The sequence below is a fragment of the Natrialba sp. SSL1 genome (genome assembly GCF_001861355.1).
GTDB lineage: Archaea > Halobacteriota > Halobacteria > Halobacteriales > Natrialbaceae > Natrialba.
This window is the reverse complement of record NZ_MASN01000060.1, coordinates 250,151-262,803: the sequence shown is the minus strand read 5'-3', so window position 1 is coordinate 262,803 and position 12,653 is coordinate 250,151. Positions and strand designations below refer to the sequence as shown.

The window sequence follows — 12,653 nt, the reverse complement described above, 5'->3', positions numbered from 1 at the left end:
ATTCTCAAACCGACTGCTGCTTGTTCGATTGTTAACTTGTTGACCTGTTCGCTTGTTCGTCCAGAATGGGCGCTAGAACTCCGCGTCGACGTCGCCGTCTTCGTCGAGATCGATCACGCCCTCGAAGCGGTCGCGGAACGCCTCGACTAGTTCCGGATCGTGTGGGTCTTCCGAGACGTGAAAGAGCCCGACTGCGTCGTAGGACTCGAGTAGGTCGAGAATCCGGTCGACTGCTTCGAGTGCTTCGTCGTCGCCGGCGTAGTAGGCGAGTTCGGTGATCGAGTCGAAACTGAGTCGCAGTTTGCCGTCGTGAGTGTCGAGGAAGCCGTCGATGTGTTCGATGATGCCGTCGACGTCGTCGGGAGCGGCGACGTAGTGGACGGTGTCACTCTTGCGACGAGAGTAGCCGTGTTCGATGCTCAGGGTGTCTAAAATTTCGGCGCGCTCCTCGTCGACGTCGTAGTACTCGAGTTTCTGCTTGACTTCGCGGGCAGTGGTTCGCGTGGAGACGACGAGGAAGTGATCGGTGTCGGTTTTGAGGAAGTCGGTGTCGATGCGGTCCGTTTCGCCGGTGCTCGGGTGGAGCAAGAGAATGCCTGTCCCACCTGGTACGCTGTCCGGTGTCTCCTCGATCTCGAGCGTGTAATCCATACTGGAGTGAACAACTGCTGGAACGGACTTAATAGTGAGGATCTACCGGGGTATTTGCTGGCCCAGCGTCTCTGTTGCGGACCTCGCAGCGTTCGCGGTGACTCACTTCGTTGCCGAGCAGCCGGGAGAGTATGAGCACCAGCGCAACCCCTAGCTCAGTTTGCCGCCTTCCTGTCGGAGCAAGAGCAGCATCGAGAGCCCCGAAATGAGGATGAGAAACAGCGCGGGGATGGCGGCATAGCGGTAGGCCAGCGAATCCTGGGCGTTCCAGATCAGACTGACGAGCGTCTCCATCCCGATCGGCCTGAGCATCAGCGTAACCGGTAGCTCCTTCATCGTCGTCAAGAAGACGAGGACGCTGCCGGCGACAACGCCGGGCATGATCAGCGGCAAGGTCACGCGACGGAACGTCTCGAGTCGACCGGCGTTGAGCGTCCGGGCAGCCTCGATCGTTTTCTCGTCGACCTGCAGCACGGACGACCGAATGGTCCCGACTGCCTGTGGGAGGAATCGAACGACGTACGCGAAGACGAGCAGCCAGACGCCCTGTCTGTACAGCGACGGAAGCATCCTGTTTCCGAGGAACACCAGTGCAAGTCCGATGACGACGCCGGGAACGGCGAATCCGACGTAGGTCGCCCGTTCGAGAATCCGTGAGGTGAGCGAGTTCACTCGACCAGAGTAGTAGGCGACCGGCAGGGCAAACAGACATGCGACGAGTGCGGCCAACAGCGCGAGGTAGACCGAGTTGAACGCGAACTCGAGTTGGAACTCGTAGGCCGGGATTCGATCGCCCTCGCTGCGGAAGAGCCAGCGGGTGAAGATCGCAACGGGGATGACGAGGGTGAGTACGCCGAGGAGTGAGACGAATCCCATCGCGGGCCACTTCCAGTTTCCGAGTCGAATCGTACTCCCCTCGCCGTCGCCGCTGCTCGTAGCGTCTTCGTCGCGCCCGATTCCGGCCTCGATGACCAGGACGACGGCAACGATCGCGATCAACTGCAGTGCGAGTAAGGCGGCGTACTCACGGCCAAAGCCAGTGGTTTCCCAGTAGATTCGACTTGTAAAGACGTTTGCACCCATGAACGCCGGTGTTCCGAAGTCCGAAATTGCATAGAGTCCGGCGAGCAGTGCGCCGGCGGCGATCCCGGGTCTGATCTGGGGGAACGTGACCCGTTTGAACGCCTCGAACGGGCTGGCGTTCAGTGTGCGAGCGGCGTCGACAATCGAGCTATCCATCGACAGCAGTGCCGCTCGGGTCGTCAGGAACACGTAGGGGTACGTATACAGCGTGATGATGAATATCGATCCGGAGAGACCGTCGATTGCGGGGATCGTGGTTCCGAGAACCGAGTCAATCTCGCCGCCAGAGCCGAACATACCCACGAACGCGATTGCACCGATGTAGCTGGGGATGACGAGCGGGAGTGCGGCCACGATAGTCCAGAAACGGGGGTGAGGAAGATCTGTTCGGGCCGTTAGGACGGCAAGTGGAACTCCGAGAAGAATCGAACACAGCATCACGACAGCCATGAGAACGATGCTGTTGAGTGTAATCCAGCCCGTCTGCGAGGAGACGATGAGGCTGTAGGCACGAGCGGGATCAACCTCAGTCGCCCGAAAGACCAACCAGAGCATCGGGGACATGACCAGGAAGGCGACGATGGCACTCGAGAGCACCAGTGCAGCCGTGGATCGATCGGTCTCTCGGAGTTGTTGGCGGGTCAGGGGAAACTGCTGTGAGAGATCGAGATAGTCCGTAAGTGGTTTCATTATAGTCGGGTGTCGACGATCGTCAATCGTCAATCGTCAATCGTCAATCGCTGTCGTCTGTCGCCTCCCGTCTCTGAGCCGAGCAGGTCGGCGGCGGCGCGAATCTGGTTGGTCACTTTGAGTTAGGTGCTCCTAAATCCTCCGAAGCGTCCCACCGTCTGGCAATGCAGCCGAACGGTTCACAAAAAGCAGGTACGTGAAAGCCGCCGGTTCGGGCTCGACCAGCGCTCACTCGTGCAGATCGGTCGTTACGAGAACATCCCTTCTTCTTCGATGAGGTCGCCTGCTTCCTGCAGGTCCATATCGAAGCCGCTGAGGTCGAACTCTGGCGGGTTGATCTCGTCGAGATCTGACAGTGGACCGACGTACTCGATGTCTTCGACGACCGGGTACTCGCCGTTGTCTTCCATCATGAGTTCCTGTCCCTCCTCGGCGATCAGGTGGCGAACGAACTCCGCGACGAGTTCGGCGTCTCCGACCTGGTCGAGGACGCCGACACCGGCGACGCTGAACAGACACCCAGCGTCGTTTTCGGTAAACGTGGTCCTGATCGGGGCGTCGGGGTCCTCGTTGAGGATACGAGCAGCGTAGTAGCTGTTTCCGAGACCAACGATCGGGTCGTCGTCGCCACCTCTGTTGACGGCCTCTGCCTGGGCGGAGCCGCCCTCGAAAAGCTGGGCGTCCTGGTCCTCGGCCATCTGGCGGACCCAGTCGCGGGTTTCTTCTTCGCCTTTCCGTTCGACCATCGCCTGGATGAATCCGCGGAACGTTCCGGAGTTCGGTCGAGTCGAAATGATGCCCTCGAATCGTTCGTCGGTGGCGTACTCCGTAATATCCGTCGGCAGCTCATCCCAGCTATCGAAGTCGGTTTCGTCCAGCCGGTCACTGTTGTACTGAATCGAACGGGTACGTCCGGTCACGCCAGTCCAGTATCCGTCGTTGTGCTGGTAGCTGGTAGGGACAGCGTCGAGAACGTCCGAAGGGAGTTCCTGCAGGACTCCGTCGTTGTGAAGTGCGTTCAGTGCACCGGGATCCTGTGAGTACATGAGGTCTGCCGGGTGGGTCTCCTCTTCGAGGATCTGGTTGACCTGCACGTCGTTGTCGTCGTAATCAACACTGACGGTGAGATCGTCGTACTCCTGCTCGAGCGCTTCGAAGACGCCGGAAATCTGATCGGGCGTTCGACCGGAGTAAATAGTGATTTCGCCCTCGAGGTCACCGAGGTCGTCCCAGGATAGCGTACCCGAATCGACACCCTGTGTCATCGGGTCGACCTCTGCGATTGGCGTGCTGTCACCGTCGTCACCGAGACAGCCCGCGAGGCCGGCGAGACCGGCCACAGCGCCGCCTGCGGCGGCAAGATACGTTCGTCGACCAAACCGGCCCATCTGCTCGCTGCTTCGCTGTTGCATATTTGGTTTTAGGCCGACCTAAAACACTTATACCTTCCGATTAGTGCCGAGAGAACGGACGAGAGGCAGAGACAGCGGTTGCTGTCTCTTCGGCCGACACCGATGCCCACGGTATTTCGGCCAGCCTAAACCTCTCTACACTACTCTTTTTAGGCCATCCTAAAGTATCTGTCGCCGACGCCCCCACGTTCGTCCCACTGGAAGTCGAACCGGTTTTGCTCACGGAGGCCGACGCGTCCAGTATGAGCGTACGCGAGGAGTTCGACGACTGGGCGACGAGCGGTCGTGACCGAGGGATGGAAGAACGCCACTGGCACACGGCAAAGCACGCGCTCGCACGGATGCCGGTGGAGGCCGGCGACACCGTCCTCGACCTCGGCTGTGGAAGCGGCTACGCCGGCCGCGCACTCCGAGACACCAAGGATGCGAGACGAATCTACGGGCTCGACGGCTCACCCGAAATGGCACACAACGCCGCGGGCTACACACAGGACCCGCAGGTTTCGTACGTCGTCGGCGACTTCGGTTCGCTCCCCTTCGGTGACGACACGATTGACCACGTCTGGTCGATGGAGGCGTTCTACTACGCCGCCGATCCCCACGAAACGCTCGCCGAAATCGCTCGCGTGCTCCGCCCCGGCGGCACGTTCTACTGCGCCGTGAACTACTACGAGGAGAACGTCCATTCCCACGAGTGGCAGGAGAAGATCTCGATCGAGATGACTCGCTGGGACCGCGACCAGTACCGCGAGGCCTTCCGTAACGCCGGACTGCACGTCGCCGAGCAGGACAACGTTCCAGACCGTGAGATCACAATTCCTGCCGAAGCCGAGTTCCCGACGGAGAACTGGGACACCCGCGCGGAGATGGTCGAACGCTACCGCGAGTTCGGGACGTTGCTCACTGTTGGCGTCGCACCGTAACTACGTCGACGCCGCATCATAACTACATCACCGTCACAACTGTCGCCGACAAACCCGCCGAGACCAAAACCCCTCTATTTCCACTCGAAGTCTGTCTCACCCCACCAGCACGCTGGAAACAGTGCTTCCGTTCCAGTGGAAACGTGCCTGTTCGTGTTGTCCAGCCAACTTTCAGCAGCACAACACTGATCGACACTACAGCACTGGCCGGCACCACAATACCGGTCGGCATCGATTCAGCTACTCGAACCGCTCGCCCGCCGGAACCGTCACGTCGAGCCAGTTCTCCTTCGGCGGAAGCGGGCAGTCGTACGTCTCGCTGAACGCACAGAACGGCGTGTACGCCAGGTTGAAGTCGACGACCAACTCGTCACCCGTTTCCAGATCACGATCCGCCGACAACTCCATGTACCGACCGCCCTCGTAGGTCTGCTGGCCCGTCGTCTTATCGCGGAACGGAATGAAGTACGGCTCCTGGTTCGGACTCTCGAGTTGGTACGCCGCGAGCGACGTACTGACATCCTCGAGTTCCTCGTCCGTGCGCTCCAGATCGAACTCGAGTGTCGCCACGCGCAGGTATCGCATCTCGCGGCCCGTCGTCGTGTCCATGAGCACGACTTCGGGGTCGTCGTGGACCTCGGCGCTCGCGGTGACGCGGTACTCCGGATCTGGGTCGAAGTACTCGAGTGCCTCGAATTCATCGCGCTCCTCGGGTGGGACGGGTGACTGGGGGTGGCTGGCGAAGAACTCGTTTTTCTCCGCGCGCTTCTCCTGGAGTTCGGTGCGCCATTGCTCGGTGTCGACGTTGTGGGTCGAATCGCTCGTGTCGCTCATGGGGTGGTGTTCGGGGTGGTGACGGGTGTGTGTTGTGCTCTGTGGTTCGTGGTGGGGGTGTAGCGTTTGTGTTCCGTGGTGGAGGTGTCCCGTGGTAGTGTTCCGTGAAGGAGGTGTAGCGTTTGTGTCCCGTGGTGAGTATGCGTACTGTTTGTCTCGTGAGAGTGCGTACGCCGAACAGTGAATCTGGCTCTCGTCACCTGTTTCCGAGCGGGGGAGACGGTGCAATACTTATTCTCACGGGACGTACAGTTCAGCCATGTTACAGCACGCCGACGGTTCGACGCAGACACAGGAGGGATGGCTGTGACCGAGCGCGATGGCGGCCCTGGTTCTGATTCTGAATCTGGACCTGGACCTGGATCTGACCCCGCTCCTGATCCCGGACGGCGGCCGATCGCCGTCTTCCTCGCCTCGCTCGTCGTGCTCTCGGGAGCGTTCGTCCTCGTCTCGCAGGCACTCGACGTGAGCATGGTCGCGCTCGCGCCCGCGTACATGTTCACACCGATGCTCGCCGGGATCGCTACCTGTATCGTTGGCTCGCCGTCGTTCGAGGCTGCTGGCCTTCGATTCCCCTGGCAACGACTGCGCTGGCTCGCGATCGCCGCAATCGTCCCGATCGCGCTCGTCCTGCTCGGCATCGCCATCGCGCTCGCGCTGCCCGGCGTCGAGTTCGTCCCCGACGCGAACCCGTTCACGGGTGAGGGAACGGAGTTCGCACCGGCCGACCCCGCAGACCAGCCCGAGGGGCCGTCGCTTCCCGACTGGCCGTTCAACTTGCTCGTGACGATCGTCGCCGCGCTCATCACCGGTGCGACGATCAACGCCGTCCTCGCGTTCGGCGAGGAGTTCGGCTGGCGCGGCGTCTTCCTGACGGAGCTGTCACCCTACGGCTTCTGGCCGGCGTCGGCCGCGATCGGCGTCGTCTGGGGACTCTGGCACGCGCCGGTGATTCTCGAGGGGTACAACTATCCGACGACGGATCCGCTCGTCGGCGTCGCCGTCATGACCGCGGCCTGTCTCGCGATGTCCCCGGTGTACACCTACGTCACGATTCGCGCCAAATCGGTCATCGCACCGGCGATCTTCCACGGCACGTTCAACGCCTTCGGCACGACGCTGATCGTCTTCGCACAGGGGGGCTCCGAACTCGTGGTCAACCCGGTCGGCGCGGTCGGCATCGCGGTCTTCGGACTCGCTGCGGTCGGCATTGCGGTCCGCGGAACGCCGTCGCTCACGCGCGAGTGGGCGCTCGTCGAGGATGCGGACGCCGAACACGGCGACCTCGACACCGACGTTAACTCCTCGTTCGAAACCGAATCAGAACCAGAACCAGAGCCAGAATCCAACGGGTCCGACAGCGGGCATTGAAACCCACCCGTTGAACTGTGCTGACCGGCTGTGCGGAGGTTTATATCCGATCGCGCACCGAGAGTGGTCCGTCAACGCTTTGACTACCCGACCATGAGTACGGGAAGAATGACGGACTGGCGACCGATCTTCGGTCACGCCGAGCCCTACGACGAGCAGGTCGACGGCATCGAAACCGCCGCTGACGCGGCCCGTGACGGTGGCTACACCGTGATCGAAGGAGCCTGCGGGACGGGGAAGACGATGATCGCACTCACCGCCGGCATCGACCTCGTGCGGGACCCGGACACCGACTACGAGCGCGTCTTCGTCCTCACCAGCGTCAAGCAGCAACTGCGCCAGTTCGAAGCGGATCTCGAAACGATCAACGAGAACTTGCCCGACGACTGGGACCCCGTTTCGGGGCTCACACTCGTCGGGAAAGCCGATGTCTGCCCGTACAACCGGGCCAATGCGGGCGATATAGACGACAGCAACGTCTACGACCGCTGCGAGACGCTCCGCGATCGAACGCGGGACCTGACCGGCGAGGGCGGCGAGACGACCGCCGCCGCGCTGACCGCGAACGCACGCCAGCAACAGACCGGCCTCGCCGACAGCGGCCGCTCCGGTTCTCTGGGACGATTCCTCGAAACTGCGGGCGAGACGGCTGCCTACCCGCCGGAGATGCCGACCTACTCCGACGGAGGTCCGGTGAGCGCCGAGACCGAGTTCTGTCCGTTCTACGCACAGTACCTGGACGACCTGCCGGACGAAGGGAGTGACGGCGACGCAAGCGAGGCAGTCCCCTACGACTTCACCGACGCGGGGATGATCACGCCGGAGGACCTCGTTGCGCGCTCGGTCCGCAACGGCACCTGCCCGCACTCGGTCATGGGCGCTGCGCTCGCCCACACCGAGGTCGTCATCGGAAACTACTACCACGCGTTCGACCCACGAACGACCGGTTCGTTCACCGGCGCACTGCTTGACGACTCCACGTTCGTCGTCTGCGACGAGGCCCACATGCTCGAACCGCGCGTGCGCGACCTCGTCAGCGACGGGGTCGCCGACACCACGCTGCGAGACGCCGAAACCGAACTCTCGCGTGTCATCCAGCCAATCAAGTTCGAACGCGAGGGCCGCCAGGCGACCGGCGGCTCCCAGACCGCCGACGCCGACCTCGTCCGCGCCGAACTCCAGGACAGCGACGTCACCTACGACGAACTCAACCGGACACTCGAGTTCATCCGAGATCTCAGGGAGGAACTCGACCGCCGCGTGACCGCTCATCTCGACCGGAAACACAGGGGGTGGAGGTCGGATCTCACCGACCTCCCAGATGAAGAAATTCCACTCCGCGACCCCGGTGAACCGGCCGAGGACGAACTTTCGGAGTGGGCAAGAGAGGCGGGCTACGGCGACGCCGACTGGGTGCGTGTCGAGGCGGTCGGCGCTGTCGCTGCACGGATTTTGAACGAGGCCGAAGACGAGGACCGAACCCGTGCGGCACCCGGCGTCGGTCGCGTGCTGGGTGAGTGGTACCGCTGTGGCCATACGGAGTACTTCCGTGAGATCGAACTCGAGCGCACCTGGAACGATACGGAGCCGGCGGACTCCTGGCGACGGGCCTACACCGCTCGTATCGCGCTGCACAACTGCGTTCCCAGCGACGCGATCGGCGACCGTCTCGCAGCCTTCGGTGGCGGCATTCTGATGAGCGCGACGCTGGAGCCGATGGACGCCTTCACCGAGGTTACGGGGCTGCAGTACCTCGCCCGCGAGGAGGATCGACCGGTCGTCGAACGCCGCTACGGACTGCACTTCCCCGAGGAGAACCGCGAGAGCTTCGCAGTCGCTGCACCGAAGTTCACGTACGACAACCGCGGCAGAACCGGCGACGAGAACCCGACGCGAACCCACTACGCCGACGCCATCACGCAGGTCGGCCGCCTTCCCGGCAACGTGCTCGTCGGCATGCCGAGCTACGCCGAGGCCGAGTGGATCGCCGACGTACTCAAGGACCGTCTCGAGAAACCCGTGCTCCGCGACGCCTCGAGCGACGACGAGGCGACGGAGTCGCTCAAGAGCGAGTTCTTCGCGGGCGAGGGGAAGGTGCTCGTGACGAGTCTCCGCGGGACGCTGACGGAGGGGGTCGACTACAGCGGTGACCGCCTCTCCGCTGCGGTTGTCTGTGGGGTTCCGATCGTCAACACCTCGAGTCCGCGGACGAAAGCAGTGCGCCGAGCCTACGACGACGCGTTCGAGGATGGCTTCACCTACGCGCTAACGATTCCCGCGGTTCGCAAGGCCCGGCAGGCGATCGGTCGGGTCATCCGCTCACCCGAGGATACGGGCGTCCGCGTGCTGTTGGACGAGCGCTACGCTCGCGATAGCTGGGACTCCGTCGTTCCCTTCCTCCCGGACGACGACGAATTCCAGACTGTGAGTCCGGACATGCTCGAGTTCGGGCTGGATCGGTTCCAGTCGAAGCTGTCCTGATCAGCGACGCCAGTGTGGTGTGTTTGCCGGCTGTTCAGGACGCTTGGTTCGGTGTGTGCAGGCCGACTGTTCAGCGACGTTCCGTGAGTTCGGTGTCGTCATCGCTCGCTCGGTCTGTGCTGGCCCCGGTATCGCCGTCGAGCTGTGCCTCGAGTCGTCGCTCGAACTCCTCTTCGCTGATCTCGCCGGCTGTGTACTGCCGCTTGAGTTCTTCGAATGGATCACTCGATCCGGACTCCGAGCGGGTCGCGTCTCGAGTTGACCGAGAACGAGTGCCCGCCGTCGTCGTTTCGGCCGGTGACGTAGTGCGTCCCATGGTCGAACCACTCACGGGCGTAGTCCCCGCTGATTTCGACTCGCCGGTTACTGACTCCGCGTACGCGTCCGTCGACTCGACGTTGCCGATGAGCGAGAGATAGATCGGCCAGAGCATCAGTAGGGCGAACAGCATCATCGCAACTGATGTACCGAGTAATGCCGGTGTCCAGAACAGCACCCCGAGTGTGATCCCGCCGCGTGGTATCTCGAGGAGCGCAATCAACAGAAACCAGAATCCGATCGTCCCAATCGGTGCACCGAGGAGGAATCGGCCGAGCGATCCATCCGGTGTATACTGTTCGACGAGCGCGTGCCACTCCCGAGAACGCGAGTTCGAACCGGGTCGACGGGGAGCCATACCGTTACGACAGCGAGCCGACGTATTAGTTCCAACTGTTTCTCACAGCGACCGGGATCGATTGAGTCGTCTACTCTTGACTAGACTCGACGAACTCGAGTACTATCGACCAGTCGTGAGGTCGGTTTCACTGTCGGTGTTTGTTTCGCCGTTAGTTTCAGTGTCGGCGTCTGACTCGTCGTCGGCGACGACGGCGATACCGCGGAACCGATCAGCTCCGGTCACGTTGTCGGCCTCGACTGATTTGCCCGCCTCGGTTGCCTGGGCTGCCTCGAGCGGCTCGATCGCGAACCCAAGCGACTCGTAAAAGAGCCGCACATCCGCATCGAAGTGTGCCGTCACTCGTCGCTTGGGTTCGGACTTAGATTCGGACTCGAACTGGGATTCAGACTCGGACTCGAGTACGTCCATGACGAGCGCACGTCCGATTCCCTGCCCGCGGTGGCGTCGCCGGACGGCGATTGCAGCGATGTGTGCGCTCTCGCGGACCGGTTCTGTGGGCTCGTCTGGCCTGTTAGCCCCCTTTGTTCCAGTTCTGTACCCGTCCGTTTCAGGTGGAACTTGAGCCAGAACGAGTGTGCCGAGAATTCGTTCGTCGGCTCGCGCGCTAGAGTCCTCGGATTCTGGAGTGTGGTCGGAGTCAGTCGAACCACCCTGTTGGTCGCCGGCAACGAGTGCGTCTCCCGCTGCGAGTCGTTCCTCGAGGTTCTCGAACGTGAGCATCGCGGCGTCGAGAATGCGACGGATCTCGAGTTCGTCCGCGGCTGTGGCGGTACGGACGTGGATATCGCCGGCCATGTGGTCGTGTTCGCCGGCGGGCGTCAACAGTGCGTTGGTTGGTGAGTCTGTAGTCACTGGTCTCGGACCTCTAAGTTGAGATCGTGAATCGCGGCCCGTGTCGCGAACGTCGGAATGCAACCCGAACTATTATTCCCGATTGCTGGGATGAGGTACTTAACGCTGTACAATGGTGCAACATTCAGATTCCGTCGACATCTCCGATATCGAGGGCGCTCGCGACCGGTTTGATGACGAGTCGGTCGTCAAACGGACACCCGTCGAGCGCAGCACGTCGCTCGACGAACTGACCGGCGGGGAGGTGTTCCTCAAGATGGAGCATCTCCAGTGGACAGGCTCGTTCAAAACTCGCGGCGCGTACAACAAGATCGCCCAGTGTGTCGCCGAGGACGACACCGACCGCGTCGTCGCCGCGAGCGCCGGCAATCACGCACAGGGCGTCGCACTCGCCGCGACGAAACTCGGTATCGACTCGACCATCGTCATGCCCCGCACCGCACCACAGGCGAAGGTCGACGCGACGCGATCGTACGGCGCGGACGTCGAACTCGTCGGCACCGACTTCCGCGAGGCCATGGACTTCGCGGAAGAGCTCGTTTCCGGCACTGACGCCGAATTCGTCCACGCCTACGACGACCCGGCGATCGTCGCCGGCCAGGGTACCCTCGGTCTCGAGATGTACGAGGATCTACCGGAGGTCGACACCGTCGTTGTCCCAATCGGTGGCGGCGGTCTCATCGCTGGCATCGCCACCGCGTTCGCCGAGCGTTCGCCTGAGACTCGCGTCGTGGGTGTGCAGGCGACCGACGCAGCCACCGTTCCCGATAGCCTCCAGAAGGGTGCACCGATCTCACTCGAGTCGGTGAACACGATCGCGGACGGCATCGCGACCGGCGGCGTCTCGGAGTTGACGCTCTCGCTCATCGAGGAGTACGTCGACGACGTGGTGACGGTGACCGACGGCGAAATTGCACGAGCGATTTTGCTCCTTCTCGAGCGCGCAAAGCAGGTCGTCGAAGGGGCCGGCGCGGCCTCAGTTGCAGCGATCATCAGCGACGAACTCGACGTCGAAGGCGAGACGGTGATGGCCCTACTCTGTGGGGGGAACCTCGATATGACGATGCTCCAGACGGTGCTCGTCCACGCGCTCTCCGATCGGGAACAACTGCTGCGACTTCGCGTGCGGATCGACGATCAGTCCGGCAAGATGGAGGAAATTTCGGGCGTGATCGCCGACCACAACGCTAACATTCAGACGGTTCGCCACGACCGCTCGGCACCGGAACTCGACGTCGGCGAGGCGCACCTCGACTTCCAGATCGAGACCAGCGGCGCGGGGCAGGCGCGGGCAATTATCCGCTCGATTCGCGATCACGGTTACGAGGTAACGCACGTCAACGCTTGAGGGGCGGTCGTCTCGCGGTGCTGTTGGCTATCAGCAACCGGCTACGGCTACCGACTCCCACCCTTAATCAACCGCAACACCGTCACCTGCTCGCTCTCGACCGGCTGATCCTCCGGTACTGGCCGTCCGTCGACCAGCACGCTCACCTCGTGGGGACTCAGGTCGATCTCCCGAAGGAGGTCGGCGTACGTTGGTCCTTCTTTGTCTTCAGTAGTGTCTGCACTCGAGTCGCCACCGCTCTCTTCACGGAGGTCTGCGAGCGAAATCTCGTGTGTCTCCTCGCCCTTGACGTCGACGGTGACGCGCATAGGCGGTGTTGCGGCGGGTGA

General features: G+C 62.3%; 11 protein-coding genes. 4 read left to right on the top strand and 7 right to left on the bottom strand.

What is annotated here, in order from left to right:
* Positions 1-72 precede the first annotated feature (72 nt).
* The 3 genes from BBD46_RS20220 to BBD46_RS20210 all read right to left on the bottom strand — a co-directional run bounded on the left by BBD46_RS20220 (position 73) and on the right by BBD46_RS20210 (position 3,836).
* Positions 73-651, bottom strand: coding sequence for a DUF7090 family protein (locus BBD46_RS20220; RefSeq protein ID WP_071403459.1), 579 nt, complete (start codon positions 649-651; stop codon positions 73-75).
* A gap of 150 nt (positions 652-801) precedes the next feature.
* Positions 802-2,424: an ABC transporter permease gene (locus BBD46_RS20215; RefSeq protein WP_071403458.1), complete on the bottom strand. Its 1,623-nt coding sequence runs from the start codon at positions 2,422-2,424 to the stop codon at positions 802-804.
* 248 nt (positions 2,425-2,672) lie between these two features.
* Positions 2,673-3,836: an extracellular solute-binding protein gene (locus tag BBD46_RS20210; protein WP_171908254.1), complete on the bottom strand. Its 1,164-nt coding sequence runs from the start codon at positions 3,834-3,836 to the stop codon at positions 2,673-2,675.
* Between the two features lie 242 nt (positions 3,837-4,078).
* On the opposite strand from BBD46_RS20210, the gene BBD46_RS20205 reads away from it, so the two are divergent.
* The gene (locus BBD46_RS20205; RefSeq protein WP_071403457.1) at positions 4,079-4,759 is read left to right on the top strand and encodes a class I SAM-dependent methyltransferase; all 681 of its coding nucleotides are present in this window, start codon (positions 4,079-4,081) and stop codon (positions 4,757-4,759) included.
* Positions 4,760-4,999: 240 nt separating this feature from the next.
* On the opposite strand, the gene BBD46_RS20200 is transcribed toward BBD46_RS20205, so the two are convergent.
* The gene (locus BBD46_RS20200; RefSeq protein WP_071403456.1) at positions 5,000-5,593 is read right to left on the bottom strand and encodes a DUF1684 domain-containing protein; all 594 of its coding nucleotides are present in this window, start codon (positions 5,591-5,593) and stop codon (positions 5,000-5,002) included.
* A 300-nt stretch (positions 5,594-5,893) separates the two neighbouring features.
* On the opposite strand from BBD46_RS20200, the gene BBD46_RS20195 reads away from it, so the two are divergent.
* The gene (locus tag BBD46_RS20195) at positions 5,894-6,964 is read left to right on the top strand and encodes a CPBP family intramembrane glutamic endopeptidase (protein WP_253184615.1); all 1,071 of its coding nucleotides are present in this window, start codon (positions 5,894-5,896) and stop codon (positions 6,962-6,964) included.
* A 108-nt stretch (positions 6,965-7,072) separates the two neighbouring features.
* Entirely contained in the window at positions 7,073-9,445 is a 2,373-nt protein-coding gene (locus BBD46_RS20190; RefSeq protein WP_071403455.1) for an ATP-dependent DNA helicase, read from the top strand.
* A 70-nt stretch (positions 9,446-9,515) separates the two neighbouring features.
* On the opposite strand, the gene BBD46_RS20185 is transcribed toward BBD46_RS20190, so the two are convergent.
* The gene (locus tag BBD46_RS20185) at positions 9,516-10,121 is read right to left on the bottom strand and encodes an SHOCT domain-containing protein (protein WP_071403454.1); all 606 of its coding nucleotides are present in this window, start codon (positions 10,119-10,121) and stop codon (positions 9,516-9,518) included.
* A 102-nt stretch (positions 10,122-10,223) separates the two neighbouring features.
* Complete coding sequence (locus BBD46_RS20180; RefSeq protein ID WP_253184614.1) at positions 10,224-10,976, bottom strand: GNAT family N-acetyltransferase; 753 nt, start codon at positions 10,974-10,976, stop codon at positions 10,224-10,226.
* 112 nt (positions 10,977-11,088) lie between these two features.
* Between BBD46_RS20180 and ilvA the strand changes: the two genes are divergently transcribed.
* Positions 11,089-12,324 (top strand): threonine ammonia-lyase, encoded by a 1,236-nt coding sequence (gene ilvA / locus BBD46_RS20175; protein WP_071403452.1) that lies wholly within the window; start codon positions 11,089-11,091, stop codon positions 12,322-12,324.
* A 47-nt stretch (positions 12,325-12,371) separates the two neighbouring features.
* On the opposite strand, the gene samp2 is transcribed toward ilvA, so the two are convergent.
* Positions 12,372-12,632 carry a ubiquitin-like small modifier protein SAMP2 gene (samp2, locus tag BBD46_RS20170; protein ID WP_071403451.1) on the bottom strand — a complete coding sequence of 87 codons (261 nt, stop codon included), beginning with the start codon at positions 12,630-12,632 and terminating at the stop codon, positions 12,372-12,374.
* Between the last annotated feature and the right edge of the window lie 21 nt (positions 12,633-12,653).